The sequence below is a fragment of the Marinobacter sp. MMG032 genome (assembly GCF_040112695.1).
GTDB classification, from domain to species: domain Bacteria; phylum Pseudomonadota; class Gammaproteobacteria; order Pseudomonadales; family Oleiphilaceae; genus Marinobacter; species Marinobacter salsuginis.
The window spans coordinates 1,429,266-1,452,122 of sequence record NZ_CP157802.1; the positions used below are offsets into that span (position 1 = coordinate 1,429,266).

The 22,857-nt window shown below is 54.7% G+C and carries 18 protein-coding genes; 5 read left to right on the forward strand and 13 right to left on the reverse strand.

Going from position 1 to position 22,857, the window contains the following annotated elements; all coding sequences use genetic code 11:
- Positions 1 to 30 precede the first annotated feature (30 nt).
- The 4 genes from pssA to ABNF92_RS06640 all read right to left on the reverse strand — a co-directional run bounded on the left by pssA (position 31) and on the right by ABNF92_RS06640 (position 4,232).
- Positions 31 to 849, reverse strand: a complete 819-nt coding sequence (gene pssA / locus ABNF92_RS06625; RefSeq protein ID WP_349343769.1) for a CDP-diacylglycerol--serine O-phosphatidyltransferase — start codon at positions 847 to 849, stop codon at positions 31 to 33.
- Positions 850 to 938: 89 nt separating this feature from the next.
- Positions 939 to 1,955 carry a ketol-acid reductoisomerase gene (gene ilvC / locus ABNF92_RS06630; RefSeq protein ID WP_069185199.1) on the reverse strand — a complete coding sequence of 339 codons (1,017 nt, stop codon included), beginning with the start codon at positions 1,953 to 1,955 and terminating at the stop codon, positions 939 to 941.
- A 64-nt stretch (positions 1,956 to 2,019) separates the two neighbouring features.
- Entirely contained in the window at positions 2,020 to 2,511 is a 492-nt protein-coding gene (gene ilvN, locus ABNF92_RS06635; RefSeq protein ID WP_008170692.1) for an acetolactate synthase small subunit, read from the reverse strand.
- Between the two features lie 2 nt (positions 2,512 to 2,513).
- Positions 2,514 to 4,232: an acetolactate synthase 3 large subunit gene (locus tag ABNF92_RS06640; RefSeq protein WP_209398909.1), complete on the reverse strand. Its 1,719-nt coding sequence runs from the start codon at positions 4,230 to 4,232 to the stop codon at positions 2,514 to 2,516.
- A gap of 518 nt (positions 4,233 to 4,750) precedes the next feature.
- Between ABNF92_RS06640 and ABNF92_RS06645 the strand changes: the two genes are divergently transcribed.
- The gene (locus tag ABNF92_RS06645; protein WP_349343770.1) at positions 4,751 to 5,224 is read left to right on the forward strand and encodes a DUF4124 domain-containing protein; all 474 of its coding nucleotides are present in this window, start codon (positions 4,751 to 4,753) and stop codon (positions 5,222 to 5,224) included.
- A gap of 48 nt (positions 5,225 to 5,272) precedes the next feature.
- Here the strand turns inward: ABNF92_RS06645 and clpB are convergent, their stop codons facing one another.
- From clpB to rluD, 3 genes are all read right to left on the reverse strand, one after another.
- Positions 5,273 to 7,849 (reverse strand): ATP-dependent chaperone ClpB, encoded by a 2,577-nt coding sequence (gene clpB / locus ABNF92_RS06650; protein WP_349343771.1) that lies wholly within the window; start codon positions 7,847 to 7,849, stop codon positions 5,273 to 5,275.
- 226 nt (positions 7,850 to 8,075) lie between these two features.
- Positions 8,076 to 8,834 carry a peptidoglycan editing factor PgeF gene (pgeF, locus tag ABNF92_RS06655; RefSeq protein WP_349343772.1) on the reverse strand — a complete coding sequence of 253 codons (759 nt, stop codon included), beginning with the start codon at positions 8,832 to 8,834 and terminating at the stop codon, positions 8,076 to 8,078.
- Positions 8,824 to 9,801, reverse strand: a complete 978-nt coding sequence (gene rluD / locus ABNF92_RS06660) for a 23S rRNA pseudouridine(1911/1915/1917) synthase RluD (RefSeq protein WP_349343773.1) — start codon at positions 9,799 to 9,801, stop codon at positions 8,824 to 8,826. Before rluD ends, pgeF begins: the two co-directional genes overlap by 11 nt.
- Before the next feature lie 133 nt (positions 9,802 to 9,934).
- Here rluD and ABNF92_RS06665 point away from each other — a divergent pair, with 133 nt between their 5' ends.
- The gene (locus ABNF92_RS06665) at positions 9,935 to 10,768 is read left to right on the forward strand and encodes an outer membrane protein assembly factor BamD (RefSeq protein WP_153634737.1); all 834 of its coding nucleotides are present in this window, start codon (positions 9,935 to 9,937) and stop codon (positions 10,766 to 10,768) included.
- Positions 10,769 to 10,820: 52 nt separating this feature from the next.
- Here ABNF92_RS06665 and ABNF92_RS06670 read toward each other — a convergent pair whose 3' ends face one another.
- Positions 10,821 to 12,491 carry an NAD+ synthase gene (locus ABNF92_RS06670; protein ID WP_349343774.1) on the reverse strand — a complete coding sequence of 557 codons (1,671 nt, stop codon included), beginning with the start codon at positions 12,489 to 12,491 and terminating at the stop codon, positions 10,821 to 10,823.
- A 93-nt stretch (positions 12,492 to 12,584) separates the two neighbouring features.
- Between ABNF92_RS06670 and ABNF92_RS06675 the strand changes: the two genes are divergently transcribed.
- The 3 genes from ABNF92_RS06675 to ABNF92_RS06685 all read left to right on the forward strand — a co-directional run bounded on the left by ABNF92_RS06675 (position 12,585) and on the right by ABNF92_RS06685 (position 16,380).
- Complete coding sequence (locus tag ABNF92_RS06675) at positions 12,585 to 14,240, forward strand: ATP-binding protein (protein ID WP_349343775.1); 1,656 nt, start codon at positions 12,585 to 12,587, stop codon at positions 14,238 to 14,240.
- A gap of 57 nt (positions 14,241 to 14,297) precedes the next feature.
- Entirely contained in the window at positions 14,298 to 15,686 is a 1,389-nt protein-coding gene (locus tag ABNF92_RS06680) for a sigma-54 dependent transcriptional regulator (protein WP_349343776.1), read from the forward strand.
- A 130-nt stretch (positions 15,687 to 15,816) separates the two neighbouring features.
- Entirely contained in the window at positions 15,817 to 16,380 is a 564-nt protein-coding gene (locus ABNF92_RS06685) for a GspH/FimT family pseudopilin (protein ID WP_349343777.1), read from the forward strand.
- 23 nt (positions 16,381 to 16,403) lie between these two features.
- Here the strand turns inward: ABNF92_RS06685 and ABNF92_RS06690 are convergent, their stop codons facing one another.
- From ABNF92_RS06690 to pilV, 5 genes are read right to left on the reverse strand one after another with little or no spacing between them, the layout of a single operon-like run.
- Complete coding sequence (locus tag ABNF92_RS06690; protein WP_349343778.1) at positions 16,404 to 16,823, reverse strand: type IV pilin protein; 420 nt, start codon at positions 16,821 to 16,823, stop codon at positions 16,404 to 16,406.
- Entirely contained in the window at positions 16,820 to 20,227 is a 3,408-nt protein-coding gene (locus ABNF92_RS06695) for a PilC/PilY family type IV pilus protein (protein WP_349343779.1), read from the reverse strand. The genes ABNF92_RS06690 and ABNF92_RS06695 overlap by 4 nt, the downstream gene beginning before the upstream one ends.
- A gap of 50 nt (positions 20,228 to 20,277) precedes the next feature.
- Positions 20,278 to 20,979 (reverse strand): PilX N-terminal domain-containing pilus assembly protein, encoded by a 702-nt coding sequence (locus ABNF92_RS06700; protein WP_349343780.1) that lies wholly within the window; start codon positions 20,977 to 20,979, stop codon positions 20,278 to 20,280.
- On the reverse strand, positions 20,915 to 22,015 hold the full coding sequence (locus ABNF92_RS06705; protein ID WP_349343781.1) for a PilW family protein: 1,101 nt from the start codon (positions 22,013 to 22,015) through the stop codon (positions 20,915 to 20,917). The genes ABNF92_RS06700 and ABNF92_RS06705 overlap by 65 nt, the downstream gene beginning before the upstream one ends.
- Positions 22,012 to 22,446: a type IV pilus modification protein PilV gene (gene pilV, locus ABNF92_RS06710; protein WP_349343782.1), complete on the reverse strand. Its 435-nt coding sequence runs from the start codon at positions 22,444 to 22,446 to the stop codon at positions 22,012 to 22,014. The genes ABNF92_RS06705 and pilV overlap by 4 nt, the downstream gene beginning before the upstream one ends.
- Positions 22,447 to 22,857: the final 411 nt, after the last annotated feature.

The following is a 22,857-nucleotide window of genomic DNA, read 5'->3' on the forward strand; positions in this document are numbered from 1 at the left end:
CCTCGATGAGAAGGCCCGGGTAGCAAGAACTCAGTCAACGGCGCCTGAAGCTTTTCGGGGCTTACCACGAAACAGCGCACGAACAGGGCCGGACAACGCGTATATCAGAAATCCGGTAAAGAGTACGGTAGCCGGATCCAGCGCGATCACTACAAACACCAGGACCACAAGAAGAATAGCAGCAAAAGGCACCCGACCACGCAGATCCAGATCCTTGAAACTGCGATAGAGAATGTTGCTAACCATCAGCACGCCCGTACCTGCAACCACCACCATGGTAAGCAACGTGAGCCAGGCAGCGGGCTCAAAGAGATGGAAGCACCAGACCAAGCCAGCAACGCACGCTGCGGCTGCGGGGCTGGGCAACCCAACAAAGAACTTCTTGTCAACTGAACCAATCTGGGTGTTGAAGCGGGCCAGACGAAGTGCAGCGCCAGCCACGTAGATAAAAGTAACGGCCCAACCGACCTTATCAAAGGCGTTCAGCGACCAGAAGAAGGCAACAAGGCCAGGGGCAACACCAAAGGCCACCATGTCGGCCAGGCTGTCGTACTCTTCTCCGAATTTGCTCTGGGTGTTGGTCATCCGGGCAACACGGCCATCCAGTCCATCCAGAATCATAGAGACAAAAATGGCAATCGCGGCGTTATCAAACACGCCGTTTGCGGCAGAGACTATGGCGTAGAAACCTGAAAACAGCGAAGCCGTTGTAAGAGCATTGGGGAGCAGATAGATACCTTTTCGGCGAACCGGGGCACCCTCAACCAGCTCTTCTTCAACCACTTCCCCGGCCTCGACTTCGTAGTCCGGGTTCTGCTTGCCGTCGGCGGTTTTTCTTTCTTCAGTCATTTCCATTACTCCGGAAAGCGTTTGGGCGGAGTATATACGAAAAACGCGGCCTCACGGGCCGCGTTTTTCAAAACCAAGCGGAATTCCGCTTAGTTTTTGTCCTTATCCACGATCTTGTTCGCGGAGATCCACGGCATCATACCGCGCAGCTTCTCACCAACCACTTCGATATCGTGGGCAGCGTTCTGGCGGCGACGTGCAGTCATGGACGGGTAGTTCAGAGCGCCTTCAGAGATGAACATCTTGGCATACTCGCCGCTCTGGATACGCTTCAGCGCGTTGCGCATGGCTTCGCGAGACTGCTCGTTGATGATTTCCGGACCAGTCACGTACTCACCATACTCCGCATTGTTGGAGATGGAGTAGTTCATGTTGGCAATGCCGCCTTCGTACATCAGGTCTACGATCAGCTTCAGCTCGTGCAGACATTCGAAATAGGCCATTTCCGGTGCGTACCCGGCTTCAACCAGAGTTTCAAAACCGGCCTTGACCAGCTCCACCGTGCCGCCACAAAGAACGGCTTGCTCACCGAACAGATCGGTTTCAGTCTCGTCTTTAAAGCTGGTTTCGATGATGCCAGTACGACCGCCACCGATACCGCTGGCGTAAGAGAGGGCCAGATTCTTGGCATTGCCAGAGGCATCCTGGAAGATGGCGATCAGATCGGGAATACCGCCGCCGTTGGCGAATTCGGTGCGAACCGTGTGGCCCGGCGCCTTTGGAGCAACCATGATTACGTCCAGATCTTTGCGCGGAACGATCTGGTTGTAGTGGATCGCAAAGCCGTGGGCGAATGCCAGGGTGGCGCCCTGCTGCAGATTCGGCTCGATTTCAGCCTTGTACAGCTGAGCCTGGTACTCGTCCGGGGTCAGAACCATAACAACGTCAGCCGCGGCAACCGCAGACGGCACGTCGCTGGTCTTCAGGCCATAGGCTTCGGCTTTGGCGATGGAGGAGGAACCCGGGCGCAGACCGACGGTTACGTCAACGCCAGACTCTTTCAGGTTGCACGCGTGCGCGTGGCCCTGGGAACCGAAGCCGATGATGGCAACTTTCTTGCCCTGGATGATGGAAAGATCACAATCCTTATCGTAATAAACCTGCATGAGAAACCTCTGTTATTTGTGATGGCCCCGAGGGGCCATAATGTTCAAACCCTGTTTGAAATCGTTAAAGGCTGAGCACCTTCTCGCCTCGGGCGATACCGGATACACCACTGCGGACTACTTCCAGAACGCCCGACGTGCCAACGGCCTGAATAAAGCCGTCCAGCTTTTCGCTGTCACCTGCCAGCTGAACCGTGTAGACCGAGCTGGTCACATCCACAATCTGGCCGCGGAAAATGTCTACCGTACGCTTGATCTCGGCACGCTGGGAACCCGTGGCCTTCAGTTTGACCAGCATCAGCTCACGCTCGATGTGGGCACCTTCGGTCAGATCCACCAACTTGACGACTTCGATCAGCTTGTTCAGTTGCTTGGTGATCTGTTCGATCACCTTGTCAGACCCCGTCGTGGTCACGGTAAGACGGGACAAGGTCTCGTCCTCGGTCGGCGCCACGGTGAGTGTTTCGATGTTGTAGTTGCGCTGGGAAAACAGACCAACAACCCGTGACAGAGCGCCGGGCTCGTTTTCAAGCAAAACAGAAATGATTCGACGCATGATCAGACCCTCTCCGTCTTGCTGAGCCACATATCCTTCATGGAACCCCGGGCAACCTGCATCGGATACACGTGCTCAAAGCGGTCCACGTAGATATCCACGAATACCAGATCGTCCTTCATTGCCAGCACTTCTTTCAGCTTGGTTTCCAGATCTTCTTTCTTTTCAATCCGGACACCCTTGTGCCCATAGGCTTCCGCCAGCTTGATGAAATCTGGCAGTGATTCCATGTAAGACTCGGCATGACGTGACTCATAGTTCATGTCCTGCCACTGCTTGACCATACCCAGCGCCTGGTTGTTCAGATTGATGATCTTCACCGGCAGATTGTACTGCTTGCAGGTGGACAGCTCCTGGATGTTCATCTGGATACTACCCTCACCGGTAATGCACAGCACTTCATCGTCCGGATGGGTCAGTTTGACCCCCATGGCCGCCGGCAAACCAAAGCCCATGGTGCCCAGGCCACCGGAATTGATCCAGCGGTTGGGCTTGTCGAACTTGTAATACTGGGCCGCAAACATCTGGTGCTGCCCTACATCGGAAGTCACGAAGGCTTCGCCGTTAGTCAGGCGACACAGCATCTCGATCACTTCCTGGGGCTTGATCACATCCGGGCTGGTTTCGTAACGCATACCGTGGAATGCCCGCCATTCATCGATCTGCTTCCACCAGGAAGCGATGGCATCCGCATCGGGCTTTTCTTTGGCTTCCTTGACCAGCGACAGCATTTCCTTCAGCACGGCGTCTACCGGACCAACAATGGGCACATCCGCATCCACGGTCTTGGAAATTGAAGCCGGGTCGATGTCGATATGGATGATGCGCGCGCCCGGACAGAACTTCTCGGTGGCATTGGTCACCCGGTCATCAAAGCGGGCTCCCACGCAGAGAATCAGATCCGAGTGGTGCATGGCCATATTCGCTTCATAGGTGCCGTGCATGCCGAGCCAACCAAGATGCTGCTTGTCGCTGGCCGGGTAGCAACCAATCCCCATCAGGGTATTGGTGATCGGATACCCCAGCATCCGGACAAGCTCGGTCAACTGATCCGATGCCTTGCCCAGAATCACCCCACCACCTGCGTAGATAACCGGGCGCTTGGCCGCCAGCATCATGTCGACGGCTTTCTTGATCTGACCGGCATGGCCGCGAATAGCGGGGTTGTAGGACCGCAGTTTGACCTTCTTGGGGTAAGCGTATTCGTACCGTTCGTTCGGCGTGGTCATATCCTTGGGGATATCCACGACCACAGGGCCGGGACGGCCGGTGGCAGCAATGTAGTAAGCCTTGCGGATGATTTCCGGGATTTCCTCGGGGTGCCGAACACTGAGGTTGTGCTTCACCACCGGCCGGGAGACACCCATCATATCGGTTTCCTGGAACGCGTCCTCACCGATGAGAGTGGATGCAACCTGCCCGCACAGAACCACCATGGGGATGGAATCCATGAATGCAGTGGCAATGCCGGTAATAGTGTTGGTGGCTCCAGGACCCGAGGTCACCAGTACGGTACCTGGTTTTCCGGTTGCTCGGGCGTAACCGTCGGCCATATGGACCGCCGCCTGCTCGTGCCTGACCAGAATGTGCTTGACTTTGTCCTGCCTGAACAGCGCGTCATAAATATGAAGGGCTGCACCACCCGGATAGCCGTATACGTATTCGATGCCTTCGTCTTGAAGGGACCGGATCAACATATCGGCGCCAGACAATAACTCCACGATTTTCTACCCTCTTCTACGAGTGAATGAGCCGGGACGGGTCCCGGATGCCTGGATTCACGGTGTCCATGCTTCTTTTGAAAGCGGAACCGGCTGCTCCTCCACACCTTGTTAAGAGGTTGTCTCCTGGCCAGCCGCCCTCCTGAGGGTTGCGGAGAACGGCCAATCAACGGGTTGCACGTAAGCAACAACCATCCCGCGACGGATGCGCGGCGCGTTCAGTGTGGTAATTGATGGGGGATACTCGCTCGGGATTGCCTGCCGTATTGACCCCAGTCTTCAGGCAATCGGTAATTCTGACAGCGCGAAACTCCCTGTCAATAGCCGTTGCAGGTTTCTGTGCCTATACTGGCCGAAGGTCTGCCAATCTTGCTACAAATCCATACAAAGATTTGAACCAGACAGAAGAAAATCCGCAGTACCAGTGGCATGATATGGAATAATGAATTGAAAAAAAGGGCCCGGTCTATCCAGGTAGTCTGCCTGCCCGGGAGCAGTGAACATACGCGAGTAGAGCCATGAACAGAAAAATCCTGACGCTGACCATATTACTGGCTGTTGTACCTGGGGTAGCCATAAGCGCCTCTGTCTATAAATGGACCGATGAGAACGGGGTTACCCACTTTGGGGACCGGCAGCCTACTGGCTCAAAGGCCGAACGGGTCAATGTGCGCTCAGGCACTTCTTCAAACGCATCCGGCAATCCACAAAGCCCTCAGGAGCGCCTTCAAAATCTGGAGGAACGCCAATCGGAGGAGGCGGAGCAGCGCCAGGAGTCCGCAGTTGAGCAAGCGCGCAGAAAACAGCGTGAGGCAAACTGCGCAACCGCGCGCTCCAATCTTGAGCTTATAGAGCGCAACGCCCGCATTCGGATTGAAGAGAATGGTGAGCAGCGCTACCTGAGCCAGGAAGAGATTGCTGAGAAAAAAGCTGAAGCTTTAAGAATCGCTGAAGAAAATTGCGGGCCAGTTGAGAATAGCGACCAACAATAGCTCTATTAAGAAAGGGCCAGCAGACTTTATACTGGCCCTTTCTCTTGCTCAAGCTTTTTGGAAGCTCAGATGATGATCCTTCACCGTCCCCCGAATAATATCCCCCGGAACAAACTCTCCCTGTAGCAGCCGCTGGGCCAGCGGGTTTTCGATCATTCGCTGAATCGCCCGCTTCAAAGGCCTCGCACCGTAGACCGGGTCATACCCGACTTCAGCAAGCAACTCCATCGCCGCATCATCCAGCTCAAGCTTCATATCCTGCTCTTTCAGGCGCTTGCTCAGAGATTCGATCTGAATGCGGGCAATACCCTGGATCTGGTTCTCAGCCAGCGGATGGAACACCACCACTTCATCCACCCGGTTGATGAACTCGGGGCGGAAATGAGTACCGACAACTTCCATGACGGCATTCTTCATGACTTCGTAGTTCTCCTCGCCTGCCTTCTGCTGGATGATGTCCGAGCCAAGGTTTGAGGTCATCACAATAACCGTATTCCGGAAATCGACGGTCCGGCCCTGCCCGTCCGTGAGACGGCCATCCTCGAGCACCTGCAGAAGAATGTTGAACACATCCGGATGGGCCTTTTCCACCTCGTCCAGCAACAGCACGGAATAAGGCCTGCGACGAACGGCCTCAGTCAGGTAGCCGCCTTCTTCATAGCCGACATAGCCCGGAGGCGCACCAATCAGGCGGGCCACGGAATGCTTCTCCATGAATTCGGACATGTCGATGCGCACCATGGCTTCCTCGGTATCGAACAGGAAGGACGCCAGAGCCTTACACAACTCGGTCTTGCCCACACCCGTCGGGCCAAGGAACAGGAACGAACCATTGGGGCGATTGGGGTCGGACAAACCCGCACGGGAACGACGCACCGCGTTGGATACGGCCTCGACCGCTTCATCCTGGCCGATCACCCGGTCGTGCAGGGCTTCCTCCATGCGCATTAGCTTATCGCGCTCGCCTTCCAGCATCTTGGACACGGGAATGCCAGTCCACTTGGAAACGATCTCGGCAATCTCTTCGTCGGTTACCCGGTTCCGGAGCAGCTTCATTTCCATCATCTCGGCCTGGCTGGCCATATCCAGCTGGCGCTCGAGCTCGGGAATCTGACCGTACTGGAGCTCGGACATTTTGCCAAGATCACCAGCGCGACGAGCGTTCTCCAGATCAATCCGGGCCTGCTCCAGCCGGCTCTTGATCTTCTGGGACCCATGCAACGCGGCCTTTTCGGTATTCCAGACCTCTTCCAGATCGGCGTACTCACGCTCGACACCGGTGATCACATCGGACAGCTCCGACAAGCGTTTTTTCGAGGCAGCATCGGTCTCTTTCTTGAGCGCCTCACGCTCGATTTTCAACTGAATCAGACGACGTTCGAGACGATCCAGGGCCTCGGGCTTCGAATCCATTTCCATCCGAATCTGGGAGGCCGCCTCGTCCACCAGGTCAATGGCCTTATCCGGCAACTGCCGGTCGGTGATGTACCGGTGAGAAAGCTTGGCGGCAGCAATGATGGCGCCGTCTGTTACCTCAACCCCGTGATGCACCTCATAACGCTCTTTCAGCCCCCGCAGGATGGCGATCGTATCTTCTTCGCCGGGCTCACTGACCAGAACTTTCTGGAAGCGACGCTCCAAGGCTGCATCTTTCTCGATATTTTCACGGTATTCATCAAGGGTGGTCGCGCCCACACAATGCAGCTCGCCTCGAGCCAGGGCGGGCTTAAGCATGTTCCCGGCATCCATGGAACCTTCGGCCTTGCCGGCACCGACCATGGTATGGATCTCGTCGATGAACAGGATGATCTGACCTTCCTGCTTGGACAGCTCGTTCAGGACGGCTTTAAGGCGCTCTTCAAACTCGCCCCGGAACTTGGCGCCGGCAATCAGGGCGCCCATGTCGAGTGACAGGACTTTCTTGTCCTTGAGGCCATCAGGCACCTCGCCGTTGACGATCCGCTGGGCCAACCCTTCGACGATGGCGGTTTTACCAACGCCGGGCTCACCGATGAGGACCGGGTTGTTTTTCCGGCGGCGCTGCAATACCTGAATGGTGCGACGGATTTCATCATCGCGACCGATAACCGGATCCAGCTTGCCAGCTTCGGCCCGTTCGGTGAGATCAATGGTGTATTTGGACAGCGCCTGACGGTTTTCCTCGGCACTGGCGTCGTTGACGGCTTCACCACCGCGAACCTCGTCGATGGCCTTTTCCAGGGCAGCTTTATCTACGCCCTGCTCCCGGAGTACCCGGCCAAGTGTGCCACGGTCTTCCAGGGCGGCCAGCAGCATCAGCTCGCTGGAGATGTACTGGTCTTTGCGCTTCTGTGCGAGTTTGTCGGCAATGTTGAACAGGCGGCCCATGTCATTGGACATGGAGACGTCGCCGGCTGATCCCTGTACTTCCGGCAGGTTCTCGATTTCACGGGCAATCGCCTGGCGAATGCGTCCGGGCTCTGCGCCGGCCTGTTTGAGCAGTGGTTTGATGGCACTGCCTTCCTGGTCGAGCAGCGCCTGCAAGAGGTGCACGGGCTCAATGAAATTGTGATCTTTTCCGACAGCAATGGATTGTGCGTCCGCGAGGGCGGTCTGCAACTTGCTGGTCAGCTTGTCGATTCTCATGTGTACTTTCCCCAAATTTCTGCGAATACCAAGGTGCCATCGGTGGCGGATATTCGATTGCTTTGACAGTTAATGTAGGGGCAAGTAGGGGGACTTCAAGCGGGGGCTCGGTGTATTCGTCAGAAAATTGACGGCCGTCAGTTTGAGATTGAGGGCTGGGTGCAGCCCTGCACCAGCCCCCAAACCTTTCAGGAAAATCTCAAGCTAGCCAATGCAAGTTAGGTAATCAGTCTACAAGCCAAACCAGCGTCGCCATCCGGCCTGTCTGGCCATCCCTGCGGTAAGAAAAAAACCGATTCGAATCGCGAACAGTACAGAGGCCACCGCCAGCCACGCTTGAAACACCGAGATGATTTAGCCGCAAAGTGGCAAGGGCATAGATATCTGCCATGAAATGACCCGACCGAGCGCCTTCGGCTTTGAAAGCGTGGGCCGCTTCCGGATCATTTTCGAGGAACGCTTCCCGGACCTCCGGGCCGACTTCGAAGCTGCCCGGTCCGATGGCTGGGCCGAGCCAGGCTTGCAGGGTTTCGGGTGCAACGGCCATTTCGCTCACCAGATTCTCAATAACGCCCCCACAAAGGCTTCGCCAGCCACAGTGGGCGGCGCCGACGACGGTTCCTTCGCGATCGGCAAGGATAACGGGCAGGCAGTCGGCGGTGAGGATGGCGCAGGCGATGCCTGGATGACGGGCGTAGCTGGCGTCGGCCTTGGCGATTTGTCCGACGTTATCCGGGGTCAGTTCGACGACATCAGTACCGTGCACCTGATTGAGCCAACCGATCCGCTCGCTTGTCAGGCCTGCGGATTCGGCGAGTCTCAGTCGATTCTGTTGCACATTATCGGGGTTGTCTTCAACGTGGCTACCAAGGTTAAGACTGTCCCAGGGTCGCCCGCTAACGCCGCCGGCGCGGGTTGTGCTGAGGGCCCCCACTCTGTCGGGCGCGGACCAGTCAGGCTTCAGGGCGTCACCTTCAATAGTCACGCGCTTCCAGCTCCCGGGCGTGTTTGCGCAGGGCCTCGATCAGGGCAACCATGTCTTCAGGCAGGGGCACCTCCCAGGTCAGGATTTCACCGGTTTCCGGGTGTTCCAGGGTCAGTTGCCGGGCGTGGAGAGCCTGGCGATGGAAAGCAGAGAGGGCCTCTCGAAGCTCTTCGGTGGTCCCCTTGGGCAGCCTCAGCCGGCCACCATAGAGAGGGTCTCCGACCAGCGGATGTTTTACATAGGCCATATGGACCCGGATCTGGTGGGTTCGACCGCTTTCCAGTTTGCAGCGGACGTGGGTGTGGGCGGCAAAGCGCTCCACCAGGCGATAATGGGTGACCGCCGGTTTGCCGGAGGCGACAACCGCCATTTTCTTGCGTTCCCGCGGGTGCCGGCCGATGGGCGCGTCTACCGTTGCACCGCCGGTGAGGGTGCCCACGACGACCGCTTCATACTCGCGGCCCATGGTTCGGGTTTGTAGCTGGTCGACCAGGGACGTATGCGCAATCAGGCTGCGGGCGACAACCATGATGCCGGAGGTGTCTTTGTCGAGTCGGTGAACGATGCCCGCTCTGGGCAGATTCTCGACTTCCGGTGCGTAATTCAACAGCGCGTTAACGAGGGTCCCATCGGCGTGCCCGGCAGCCGGGTGCACAACAAGACCCGCCGGCTTGTTGATGACCAACAAGTGCTCGTCCCCATAGACGATATCGAGGGATATTTCCTCGGCCTGCCAGCTCACCTGAGCTTCCGGCTCGGCATCCAGCGCCAGGCGATCGTCCAGCATCACTTTGTCGCGAGGCTTTCGAGCCTTACCATTCACCGTCAAAGCACCACTTTTGATCCAGGACTGCAGGCGGGAACGGGAGTGTTCGGGCATCAGTTCTGCCGCCGCCTGATCCAGGCGCCGGTCACTCAATTCCGGCGGCACAACAAAGCTGGCAAGGATTCGTTTTTCAGATGACATTAAGCCCCCAGGGCCTGTGTGTGTTACGTTTCGGTCAGGTTTTTTGAAACAACGGGGATTGCTCTGCACATGGAGTCACTTCCCCGCTACAATGACTGCCCTTGAATTAATCGACATTATACGGGATTCCGGAATGAGATCAGGTCTTCGTTTACTGCTACTTTCCACGCTGGTTGTTCTGGTCAGTGCCTGCGCCTCCAACAAGCAGGAAGAAGTGCTTCCGGAGAAGACCTACTATGAAAACGCCCGACAGGCCATGAGCTCTGGCAATTTCAATGAGGCCGAGCAAAACCTGGATTCTCTGGAAACCTACTATCCCTTTGGCCGGTATGCAGAACAGGCTCAGCTTGATCTGATCTATGCTCGTTACCAGAACCTGGACCTTGAAGGCTCCCGCGCGGCCGCCGATCGGTTTCTGCGTCTCAACCCTCAAAGCGACCACGCAGACTACGCGCTCTACATGCGCGGCCTGGCTTCCTATAATCTGGACATCGGGCTCGCGGCGCGCTACTTCCCGATCGACGTAGCGGCCCGGGATCCGGGCGAGCAGTTGCAGTCATTCCGGGACTTTTCCGAGCTGCTGAACCGCTATCCGGACAGTCAGTACGTCGCGGATGCCCGCCAGCGAATGATCGCGGTACGCAATCGCATGGCCGAGCTGGAGCTCTACGCAGCGCGTTACTACGTCAAACGTCAGGCCTACGTAGCTGCCAACAACCGGGCGCGGTACATCATCGAGAATTACCCGACGGCCACTGTAACCGAAGAGGCACTGATTATCCTTGCAGAAACCTTTCGCTTCCTGGAACTGAAAAAAGGGTCACAGGACGCGATCGCCATGCTTCGCACCAATTTCCCGGAAAGTGAAGCCTTCAATGACGCCGGTGAGTTTGAGGTGGACCTGTTGGAAGGTGAAAACCGCTCACTGACTAACGTTGTCACCTTTGGTTTGATGGGCGACGAATAAGAGCTGAAATCGGGGTCAATTGAAATGTTCAACTGACCCCGATATCTGTTGGCTACTTCCCACTCTTCCAACCGTTAGTTATCGGATACCGCCGGTCCTTGCCAAATCCTCGCTCGGTAATCCGGACACCAATCGGCGCCTGCCGACGCTTGTATTCGTTGACATCCACCAGACGTATCACCCGCTCAACATCGACCCGATCAAATCCTTCGGCAACGATCGCATCGGCACTGAAATCCCTTTCTACATAAAGATTCAAAATCTGATCGAGCACGTCGTACCCGGGCAGGCTGTCTTCATCTTTCTGGTCCGGCGCGAGCTCTGCCGACGGCGGGCGGGTGATTACGCGCTCAGGGATGACTTCTCCCTCCGAAAGCGTATTGCGGTATTTGGCCAGGCGAAATACCAGGGTTTTGGGCACGTCCTTGAGGACGTCAAAGCCGCCAGCCATATCCCCATAGAGGGTTGAGTAACCCACCGCCATCTCGCTCTTGTTCCCGGTGGTCAGCACCAGCGACCCGAACTTGTTGGACAGGGACATCAGCAAAACACCGCGCAGACGCGCCTGCAGGTTTTCCTCAGTTGTGTCGGGCTTGGTGCCCTCGAAGGGCCCGGACAGAGTTTCCATGAAGGCGTCGTACATCGGCTCAATGGAAAACACATCGTACTGCACACCCAGCGCCACCGCCTCGGCCTCAGCATCCTCAAGGCTCATACTGGAGGTGTAGCGGAACGGCATCATCACTGCGCGGACCCGTTCCTTGCCCAGGGCATCCACTGCCACAGCCAGAGTCACGGCCGAGTCGATACCCCCTGAGAGCCCCAGAACCACGGATTTGAATCCGTTCTTGTTGACGTAATCCCGAACACCGGTCACCAAAGCGCTGTAGACATTGGCCTCAAGCGAAGGCTCTTCCGGCAAGGGCTGGGATACTGGCTGACAATGGTGCTCGCATAGGAAGTCGACCGGATAAAGGCCTTCGCCAAACTGCGGAGCTTCTGCAGTGAGCACACCGGAATGGTCGAACACCATGGAGCCACCGTCAAAAACCAGCTCGTCCTGGCCGCCCACCAGGTTCACGTACACGATACTGACCAGATTCTCCCGGGACTTCCGCTCCAGCAATGCCTTCCTGCGCGCCTGTTTGTCGATGTCATAGGGCGAGGCATTCAGGTTCAGGATAAGGCGGGCGCCTGCAGCGGCGCAGTCCTCCACCGGCCCTTCTTTCCAGAGATCTTCACATACAGTAATTCCTACCGGAACGCCCCGGATATCCAGAGTCAGGACATCCCGACCCTCGGCGAAGTAACGCTTCTCGTCGAACACCTGATAGTTGGGCGGGAAACGTTTGAAGTACCGACCGGTGATTTCGCCTCCATCAATGACCACCGCCGCGTTGTACAGCAGCGCGCCATGGCGAAGAGGAGCACCGATAACAATCACCGGATCCAGCTTTTCCGCCTGCAGTCTTTCCAACGCTTCGTTGACCCGGACTTCCAGGCTCGGGCGCAATAGCAGATCCTCCGGCGGATAGCCGGTCAGGCAAAGCTCGGGAAAAACCACAATGTCCGCCTGATACTCGGACGATGCCCGACGGGCAGCCTCAAGGATAAGCTCGGTGTTGCCGGGTATATCGCCCACCAGAAAATCCAGTTGGGCCATCACCACCCGCAGTTTTCTGGCTGACGCCCCGGTCGCTGCCTGGTTTCCGGACACGGACATAAATCGGCTCCTGTAACTCATTGCCATGAAAAGGCTATTATAACCCCGCATAGGCATGGATTTCTTCCGATCAACAGCGGATCCCTGTAACTCATGGCAGCAGATACACCAGCACAGTCGGCCGAAACGCTCGGCAAGCCCCCTTCAACACCATCCGGCGTACAGCAAGCAAAGCTGTTCAGAATCTACAATCATTATCGCTTAGTAATCAGCCTGATCCTGGCAGGCCTGCTTTTCATCGACCCTGTCAATTTTGATATGAATTTTCGCTTTTTGGCTTACTACCAGGGCGGCGTCTCTGCATATTTAAGCCTGAATGCTTTTATCGCACTTTTACTGTTCGCCGGATTTCGACCCAATCAGCGGCAAATCACTCTTTCTATCCTGCTGGATATTCTCATCATGCATGGCCTGCTGCTCGCCAGCACAGGCATCACCAATGGCTTGGCCAACCTTGTGATCGTTTCCGTAGCGGCAGGCAATATTCTGACTCCGAGTCGCATAGGAACCTTCTATGCAGCTCTCGCCGCCATATGCTCCCTCGGGATCTCAGGCTGGGCATTCCTGACACTCAAAGAATCGGGTGACGATATTGTTCGTGCAGGATCTCTGGGTATCCTTTACTTTGCAGCGGCTTTCGTCCTGCAAAGCATCTCCCGTCGAATGATGCGCAGTGAAGCCCTGGCCATCAGCAGAGCCCGAAGCATCGCTGAACTTGAGAAGATCAATCAACAAATCATTCAGCGCATGCGGACCGGTATTCTGGTGCTGGATCGTTTCGGCCAGATCCGACTTGCCAACGCAGCCGCCGATGAGCTTTTATACGGCCGCTCGAAAGCCTCCGCACCGACTAAAGAAAGGACGACAATGCTACCCAAGCCACTCAAGCTGGGTCTGGAGGCATGGCTGAAGGAGCCGACACAGCGCATCGAACCCTTCCAACCCTCCTCCACATCGCCGCTACTGCAAGCCAACTTTACCCAACTTGACCAGGAGCGAGGCGACCAGATCCTCGTCTTTATCGAAGACATGAGCAAGGTGACCCAGCAAGCGCAGCAGATGAAGCTGGCTTCACTGGGCCGTCTGACTGCCGGCATCGCCCATGAAATCCGTAATCCGTTGGGGGCAATTAGCCACGCGGCTCAACTCATGGAGGAATCCCCAAACCTCGAACCCGGTGACCGTCAGATGCTGGCAATCATCCGACGCCATTCTCGACGGGTGAATGGCATCATCGAGAATGTACTGGATCTTTCCAGGCGCCGGGCAGCCAATGCCGACCTGATCGAAGTGGCTCCCTGGCTCCAGGAATTTCGGGAAGATTTCTTGCAAACGCAGGACGAGGACTGCACCGCCGCCAACATCGTTCTGAAAATCGAACCGCAACTGCCGCCAGCCCGGTTCGACAAGAGCCAGATTGAACAGGTAATGGTGAACCTTTGCGATAACGGTTTACGCTACAGTGAACAGCACTCAGGACAGCGGAAGATCGGCATCCATGCTGGAGCAACCGAGGACGGTGAGCGCGCATTTATCGACGTGCGCGACCAGGGCCCGGGCATCGCGCCGGAACACAGAAGCTCGGTCTTCGAACCATTTTTTACCACAGATAAGGCGGGCACCGGGCTCGGGCTTTATCTGGCTCAGGAACTGTGCGAGGCTAATCAGGCGCACCTTTCTCTGGTAGAAGATAACAAGCCCGGCTGCTGTTTTCGCATTACATTTGCCCACCCGGGGCGAATGATCTGAACCGGCACAAGTGGATATTGAGCGCTTGAACAACAACATGGAACCGACGATAAAAAGATGACCACATACACAGCGCTGATCGTTGATGATGAACCGGACATCCGGGATCTACTTGAGATCACCCTCACACGGATGGGGATAACCACGCTCAAGGCACCTGATCTCACGAGCGCCCGAAAATTGCTGGAACAAAACACCACCCATCTTTGCCTGACCGACATGAACCTGCCAGACGGTAACGGCATCGAACTCGTACAGTGGATTCAGAAGCATTCTCCCGCCACGCCTGTTGCTGTGATTACAGCCTACGGCAACATGGATACTGGGATTGAGTCTCTCAAAGCCGGGGCTTTTGATTTCGTATCCAAGCCGGTGGAACTGCCCCGTTTAAGGGAGTTGGTCAATAGCGCCCTCAAATTAGCCGAGCCAAAGGCAGACACAGAAGATACAGCCGACGAGCCAGGCCTGTTACTGGGTAAATCGCCAGAGATACGCAAACTCCGTAACCAGACCCGAAAACTGGCCAGAAGCCAGGCGCCCGTTTTTATCAGCGGCGAGTCCGGCAGCGGTAAGGAACTGGTTGCCAGAATGATCCATCTGCAGGGACCCCGCCGCGAAGGACCATTCATCGCGGTTAACTGCGGCGCGATTCCCTCAGAGCTGATGGAAAGCGAATTCTTCGGCCACAAGAAAGGCAGCTTTACCGGAGCCGTGGAGAATAAAGACGGCTTGTTCCGTTCGGCCAACGGCGGCACCTTATTCCTTGATGAAGTGGCCGACCTCCCCCTTGCCATGCAGGTGAAACTGCTCCGGGCTATCCAGGAAAAGGCAGTTCGTCCGGTTGGCGATACCAAAGAGGTGCCCGTGGACATCCGGGTACTGAGTGCCACCCATAAGAACCTGCCGGAACTGGTTCAGGAAGGCAGCTTCCGTCAGGATCTTTTCTACCGAATTAATGTGATCGAGCTAATTGTACCGCCCTTGAGAGAGAGACCTGATGACATTCCCCTGCTTGCACATCACATTCTTGAGAGGATTGCGAATGAATATGAATGTGCACCCGCCTCGTTAACGCCAAAGGCCGTCGAACGGCTGAGAGACTATGATTTTCCCGGCAACGTCAGGGAGCTAGAGAATGTATTGGAGCGGGCCTTTACCCTTTGCGACGCCGACCAAATTGGCACTGACGATCTCCACTTGGGGAATGGCGTACAGCATGCAGCCTCCGCCACACAGATCATTGCGGAAGGACAATCTGGTGAGGGAGAGCAGATCGCTGTGCCTGATGGTAAAATCGATCTGGAAGGATACCTCGAGGAAATTGAGCGGCAGGCAATTGAAAAGGCACTTGACGCGACGCGGTGGAACAAAACGGCTGCTGCGAAACGGTTGGGGATTAGTTTTCGGGCACTTAGATACCGATTAAAAAAACTGGGTATGGAGTGAGATATTTCTCACAAAGATTTGGCACGCGATCTACTATTTTTTGGAACAATCATTTGTAAACCTGCTTGCCTCACTCAAGAGATCTTCATATCAATCGCTTTCAGGATGAAAGCCAACTGGAGTATCACGGATGATCAAATCGAAGAAGTCTCAGCAGGCGTTTAGCCTGATTGAGTTGGCGGTTGTTATCGTCATAATCATGGCACTGGCCACCATCGCTTTACCTGCAACCCAAAACCTCCTTGACAACTCTCAGAGGAAGGTCGTTGCTAACGACATTCTGGGCTTTCTTTCCATGGGTCGGGAGCGCTCGGTAGTCACAGGTACCATTCTCACCCTATGTCCACTAACGAAAAGCGGAACTTGCGGAAAAGACTGGAAGAAACCGCTGACGCTTTTCAAGGATCCAGCAAACAAACGGAAATTATCCAACAGGGACCAAATCGTACATGTTCTGATGCCTCCCAAGAGAGGCTTCCTGAAGGCAGCCTCATTGCATAGGAGCTTCTTCCAGTACCGTCCTGACGGGAGGATCCTCAGCGATCTTGGCAACATAACCTGGTGCCCTGACGACAAAAACGCAAAAAAAGCCGTACACTTTGTAATCAGAAAAGGAGGCACAATTCGGATTGCCAAGGATACCAATGGTGACGGTATCCCTGACAAAGCCAACGGAAAGCTACTACAATGCTGAGAGCAAAATGAGCTTATTCAACTTCACCAACAATCCGACTCAGCCGCTTTCTTTTCTCCCGTGTGCTCAAGCGTCAACGTTCCACAACGGTCATCGGTTTGCCCACCCACTGGAGTGGCAACCAGAGTAAAACTATTCTTGGCAACGGCACTGAGCGTGAGGTTATACATTGCGGCACCCGACTCGGGAGACTTTGTCTGTGGCAATGTAGGCGTACCACCGCCAGTGTAGTCATAATTTTGCTGCAAGTACTTTCGCTCCATCCACTGCGCAAGCTCCATTAAATCAGCTTGCGCATTCGCTCTGTGCGTTGACATGATGTTCTGTCGATAAGACGGATAAGCGACCGCGGCTATAATGCCTATGATGGCCACGACGATCATCACTTCGATGAGAGTAAAGCCGCGGTTGCGGCCCCACTCTGAACACGTTGAGTTCATCATTCTGTGATTTCCCTCCAGCCTCGGCGGCCGAGCACATCATCAAATGGATCTAACTCAGTAAAGCCCGCCCCACCTGTGCCAGTTCCGTATGTGAGTAAGTTGCCCCAAGTCGCAAGTTGAGACGGTGTGCTGGAAACTTTTATACCGGCACCATTCTCGTCAAGGTTTTTGAACGCTCTGTACACCGGGGTTGTATTCTCTGCTCTCACGATCTCGAATCCCATTACCCAGCCGTATCCTCCTCCCATACATGGATCGGACCCCGGAATCAGTGTATTAACGTAGACATATTCCCCCCGGATGATTGGGTAATTCACAACTCGCTCACCAGATGTAGGAAGCGGTGTATACCACCCTCGATTCTTCTCATAATCCACGCGTTTGTTTTCTGTTTCGCGCTGCGACCCCGTACCGGTAACGTTGATTTCGACAAGGTCATTTACAGTCAGCGCTGGTGCCGCATCAGACGTTTCATGGACGGCGTAAAAATACTGCTGGCTGGTGTCCGCGTTATCAGCGGTTTCCAGATGCTGGCCAGTTCCAAATAGAATCATCAAATCGGGATCTTTACCGCTATCAACAGACAGTGCCACCGCGGGCGCTGAAGTAATCGGCTGATCAGCTTTGAAGTATGCCCCTGTATAAGCATTTGCTGGAGAACCTTCGGAAATCTCAGCTACCCAGAGATTACCATCTCGGTCACCCGCATATACACGATCAACCATGTAGTCTTCATTAGCATCAATAAGTGTTAGGGGAGATAGCCCATCACCGCCAGCGTCGAATTCATGGTACATGTAATCGCCTGGATCCCAGCCATCTAGGCCCTTTTCAATATCGAGCATAAAGAATCCAGAGGAGCTGCTGCCTGAGTTGTAACCATTGGGTACGAAGGCAGTCCAACGAGGTCCACTTCCCCAATCCATGAGCGCTATTTCTGGCGGCTCAATGAGATAGCCAAGTCGATCATCATCTTCTGCAGAAAACTCCCAGAGGACATGTTGCGCTGCAGTATCCTCGGTAAACGAGGGATCTGTTACATCCAGAGCAAAGATGCCTTTTGCACCGGCTCTCGCGCCGCCAATCAGAACGGTTCGCCAAGCCTGGCTACCACTCACGTTTCCGTTTTTACCTCGACCTTTTATGAAAGCATCCACCACTTCAAGATTCAGGTCGACATAGAAACGATGGTCATAATCAGGCTCAGTCAGATAATGCAACCCTTTTTCTGCTTCAGCCGAGAACACAAATGAAGGAACGTAGGCAACCAACTCTTCACCACCGCCCGCATCATTGTCTGTTGCGCGGAACCCATGCAGCATTCCATCATTGGAACCGACATACACAACAGGGGTTCTATCAAGGTTACTGTTGTAGAACTCCGAGTACTTGCTGGCACCCGGCATGTCATTTGGCCAGCCTGAATCGGGCACCCCAACGTAACGCGGCGTGGAGTTCACTATTGCACCTAGTCGATAAGTCCTATCCCGGAAATATTTCGCCTCATCGGGATCGGATGCGGCTATTTCTGACTTGCTTTTACCGCGCAAGTACTCCAGCCTTTGCTCCCCCAGCAACGGGGCGCCGGAATTCAGGTCCGCCTTTTGAGCCATTGTCAGCGACCCCCAACGGAAGGGCTGGCCGTCGGAGCCATCCCAGGTCAGGATGGTGCGGTTGTCCGGCACAGCAGATTCAAGAACACTTCTCGCTGACCAACCCTTGTTTTCGTTGCCGGTTTCCTCCTGGGGAAGACCATTACTACCTGTTCCATAGGTACTAGCCACAAGATCCCCGGCCCAGCCGTTGGATTCAAAGGAGCTAGAAAAGACAAGAGCTCCCTCCTCCTCAATTGTGGCAACGTTAAAGTCCAGGCCGGTAGCAGACGCCGTTGTATCGAAAAATGCCGTCAACAATCTTCCAAGTTCAATTCGGAAGGTTTCTGGATCAGCAGCACTAAAAAAATCACCCCGGCTGTTGATTGCAGCATGTAAGAGGTCGTTGATTTTGTCTTCCTCTTCATTACCAGCCCACCAGTCCAGATTTTCACCGCTAAACACTGCATCCATGGCCTCATCCCTGGATACAGTCCCTTCCACACCAAAACCAATGCCGTAGGTCATCATGTGCTGCCAAAACGCAGGGTTGCCGATAACCTTCCTCTCTCCCTCGTTGTTCTTTCCCTTGATCACAGGGACATAGTTGTCAATATCTGGCCTCAAATCCCGCTTCCAGTAATGTGCTGCGATATCTCCAAGCGTGATCCGCCCAGTTCGGCCGTCACTGAACGGTTCCTCTGCTTTAAATTGAGCTTCGGCACCATCGTCATTTGTTATGATAGGACCATCCGAATCATCTGCATAGCTGTTCAGATCAGGATCAAACCCATTACCGGTATTGTAGTACCCATCCGTCATTAGCATGGTGGCCGACATGCGGCACTGTCTTGCAACATTGCCCGTCCCTTCTGACGCAGACGGATCGTCCAACCAGGCTCGTTTGCTTCTTTCGTAATACTGCCCTGCGCCTTCAAGAGCTCTCTGCAATGGCGTCGACCCTGTGGAATCGACTCCATAAAGCCATGAAATGAAATCGTCTTTTACTCCATTTATGCCTTTGTCATCATCATCAAGGAAAGGACGAACGCCCTGTTCGACAGCACGAACATTGCTGGCGCCGTCAACGTTATTTCTGCCGCGGTTTATTACCCCCCACCCCAGACGAAACTGTTTACTGAGATCCTTGTCAGCAAAGACTGAACCGATACCTGATTTTGCAGCCATTTCCCGAGTGCGATAGTAAGAAAACCAGTTGGCAAAATTTTGTCTGTCTGCCGCACCGCTGATCGTGACCTGGTTGTAGCAATTTATGCTTTCCCAATTGCCACAACCGTTCTTCCACTCGTAATAGAATGCTCTTGTTGCATTAGCATAGGGGCTTATCGTAAAGCCATAACGCCAATATCCGTTTGCTCGGCCATACCAGTAGTAGTCATCCATGATCGCCCGATAGTTAGCATCCAGATTGACAGTTGACGACCCTGGATCGAAGCCATTCAGCGGAGCACTGAAAGAATTGGCGCTAGGCATACTCTCGCCGTCCGCTCTCAACGGGGGAGCATAGGTCACGGCTGGATTATAATAGAGCTTGTTGTACGTTGGACTAAGCAGGTAAGGACGACTGCCGACATTCAACGCACAATAAGTATTGCTTCCGTAGGTAACTGCATCATTGCAATCCCCCAAGTATCTTCCACCCATTAAACCGTCGGGCATAAACCCCCAGCGCATGGAGCCCGAATCATCGAGCAGGAACATCAGATTGGGATCGACCCCTCCACCTGCCATTAGAGGCTTCTGGGAAAAGTTCACATCGCTCCAACCCGAGACAGGGAAGATCATAGTCATGCCAAGTAAGAACATCCGGACTCTTAACAATCGGAACATAGCTGCCACCCTCATCCTTCAGAAGACTCAATATTGTTGGCGCTGATAAAGTAATAGCTTTCGATAATCTTTCGGCTTTGCCCGGAGGGACCATTTGCCATGACAACAATACGCATGGATTCTGCCTGAATGGACATTTCCGAGTCACCCGGTCCCGCTGCGCCGCCACCACCGGAGGCATCACCAGTCCCCTCAAAATTCAGATTTCGAACAGTGCGATCGCCCGTTGCCCCGGGCAGCACAGATACCCGACCTAAATATTCGATGAAATAACTGGGCTCCAGGCCATCCACCGGATTTGCCTTCAAAACCAATTCATCATTTTCCCAGGTAGCATCATCTAGTACGGGCGGAGCCAATCCTGCGTAATGCCAACCATTCGCCGGGTTTTTGGTGTAGCTATCTCCGTCAGCGTTAACCTCGCCAAAATTCTCAAGGCTATTCAGGCCTTCAAGGTTGTCTTCAATTTCCCTCAACGCCGCCTCTGCAGCCTCAAGTGTAATGAGACCCTCCCTGCTGGAATTCGACATACGCTCCTGCATTACAGAATTCTGCATAGAAGAGGTCGCCAAAAGCGACAAAACGAGAAGAATTATGAGAGACATTAACAGGGCTATGCCCTTTTGCCTGTACATCATAGGGCCCCCGTCAGTTCGACCTGTTTCGGACATTGGTAGTAAACTCATAGGCACGATACATATGCTTATCACCATCCGGCGCCGTAAAGCTGTTCCCGCTCGTGCAATCTGTCCACGTCGGATAGCAAAGCGAAGCCGGATCTTCAAACACATTATCTGGCCCGCCTCGAACAAGCAGACTTACGTTCACAGCCCTTATCTGCTCCCATTCGTCGGCACCCATTGCGTCGGCATCCTCCCAGCGACCGACCGCCTGCATCTTGTCAGCCGACAAACCGTATCGGACCTGCATATCCACTACTCCTTCAACCATTTCATGGGTCTGGAGTGCACCATTGCGCAACTCACGCATCATCAAGGCCGGCTCACCAGTCGTATTGCTTGTGCCAATGTAGTAGGTCCGATCATACGGTTTGAGAATTTGAGCCCCAATACCGTAGTCGTTTGAAAGGCAGTTGTTTCCTGCGCCGGTATTTCCAGTGTTGCTGCAGATGTTACTACTGAAATCATTCCCTGGAGATCCAGTACCGCTATTCGTCACCAACGTCACCTCCAGGTCGCCGTCTTCGCCATTTATGTTCGAAATTTGAACGACATCTGCGCCCTGACAGTCAGAAATGGCAATTATGTCGCCGTCACTGAGGAAACTTGACGGACCAGCACCGCCCCGACTCCGCACCTTGGTTGAGGCCGCTGTTGGCGGCGCGCTGGCGGAAATCTCGAGGCCACCTGAATCCAGGCCACTGAAAAAGATAAAATCGGTTCCAACGAGAGCGGCTGCAGGGCGAAGAGAGCTTTCAGAACTAATACCTGCTCCAGGATCCCAGTTGTACTCGTCATCGTCCGGATTAACGTCCAGGTTATTTACCATCTGCTCAGAGTTACACCCGAAGTAACCAGCTCCACGCGCTTCACGGCTGATCATTTCGGAAGCAATTCTGCCAAACTCTTGGGTTCGCGCTGTAGCCTCGGCCATACGAAAGGCCTGCCCGTTAGACGTTAGTATCTGGACAAGCCCCCCCACCAAAAGCGAGCCCAAGAGTAACGCGATCATAAGCTCGACAATTGACAAACCTAGCTGACGTTTTTTAAGAGCGACGTTGACCGTCATGGCAAGAACCTCACAGTCAAATCAAAGGTATTGCTCGAGAGATCTTCGCTGTCTCCTCCACTCGAGGCGTTATCCCAGATCGATGATCGACCTTTCCACGTGACCTTAATAATGGCCTCGCGATAAATACCAACAGAATTGGAATCAATCTCGAGCTTCGCTTCCTCGCCGAGATCCTTCTTGAGCGCAGCCTCCCATGCCGACTTGTCGCCCACCGACTTCTCTGATCTGATCTCATCGGCAATACTTTGCAGGTGCAGCACTGCAACTGATCTTTTATCCGCGCCCTGTGTCTGCTGCATAGAGACCGTCTGCATGCCGGCAACTCCGAGCAGACCAATAGCGAGAACAAGCACCGCAACCAGCACTTCGATCATGCTCAAACCATTCTGCTTTCTTCTCATATCCACCACCTGCTTGTGATGTTCCATGCCACCCTCTCAATTTCTCAAGAACAACCCGGCTCAGACTTAGATCGGCTGGCTTGGCCACCCCGGTTTACGACAATATCGACACCAGGACGTCCATTCCCCGGGCAAACACGGTAGGTGACATTATCATCCCCCAACCTTTCCCCCCTGCCGCTGAACACCATGGGAAGAGAACCCGGGGAAGGCACTGACAGGGTGACATCACCAGGCATAGGATCGCTTACCCTCAGAGGGTCATCACTTGAGTCGCCTGATACCAAGCGAACTTCAAGACCCTCTTGCAAACCTCCGGCTCTCGCCTGAACCTGAACAGGCTCACCTCGCTTCACAGCCTCCGACCGTGCGTAGTTCAGAAGCCCCAAGGTGCCATTAGCCGTTGACGTCAACCGGCTGGACTCGATCATGGACTGA